This is a genomic window from Streptomyces sp. NPDC030222 (genome assembly GCF_055573115.1).
Genome location: NZ_JBVICA010000072.1, coordinates 1 through 1,109, shown reverse-complemented (window position 1 = coordinate 1,109; position 1,109 = coordinate 1). Strand labels below are relative to the sequence as shown.

1 protein-coding gene is annotated in these 1,109 nt (G+C 70.8%); it reads left to right on the top strand.

The features are described 5' to 3' along the window. Nucleotides 1–1,109: transposase (locus ACZ4Z5_RS33360; RefSeq protein WP_468270036.1), on the top strand; the 1,109-nt coding region annotated here is incomplete at both ends.

The window sequence follows — 1,109 nt, the reverse complement described above, 5'->3', positions numbered from 1 at the left end:
TACTCAAGGGCAAGCATCGGCGGGCGCTCGATTCCACCGTGCTCGATGACGCGGTCGCCACCCAGGACACCGTCACCCAGATCATCGCCGCTGTCCGGGCGGTGATCCGGGAAGTGCCCGGCGGCGCCGAGGTCGCTGCGGTGCAGTGCACTGCCCATGACTACAGCGACCCGGGCAAACCCCGCATCGCCTGGAACGACCAGGCCGCCCGGGAGACTCTGGTCGACGCTCTCGTCGGTGATGCGGTCAGGCTGCTGGGGCACCTGCCCGAGCGGGAACTGGGCGAGAAGGCAGCGAACGCGGTGGGCATCCTCGCCCTGGTCGCAGGTCAGGACGTGGAGCCGGCGAAGGACTCCGACGGCCGCGACGGACGCTGGCGCATCACCCACGGCACCGCCCGCGACCGGATGATCTCCACCGTCGACCCCGAATCCCGGCACATCCACAAGACCCGCTCCCACCAGCAGGACGGATACAAGGCCCACCTCGCCGTCGAGCCCGAGACCGGGTTATTCACCGCCGTCGTCCTGCGGCCCGGGACCGGACCGGAGCACCACGAGGCAGCCGTCGGCCTGGAACTGCTCGCCGAGGAAGACACCCCGGTGGATGCCTTCGGCGACACCGCCTACTCCACCGGCGACGCCCGCCAGGCCCTGGAACAGGCAGGACACCGGCTGTTCCTCAAACCCGCCCCGCTACGGCCGGCCGTCCCCGGCGGCTTCACCCTCGACGACTTCGCCATCGACACCGCCGCAGCCACCGTGACCTGCCCCCAAGGACACACCGTCGCCCTGTCCCAGCCCGGCGGCCGCCACCACCAGCGCAGGGCCGTCTTCGCAAACCTGTGCACCAGCTGCCCGCTGCGCGAGCAGTGCACCAAGGCCAAAGCCGGACGCGTCCTGACCATCCGCCCGCACCACAATCTCCAAGCCGCCGCCCGTCACCAGGCCGCCACCGATCCCGCCTGGCAGGCCGACTACCGCCGCTGGCGGCCACCCGTCGAACGCGCCGTCGCCTGGCTCGTCCACCACGGCAACCGCCAGCTCCGCTACCGAGGCACCATCAACAACAACGCCTGGCTCCAAACACGAGCCGCCGTCCTCAACCTC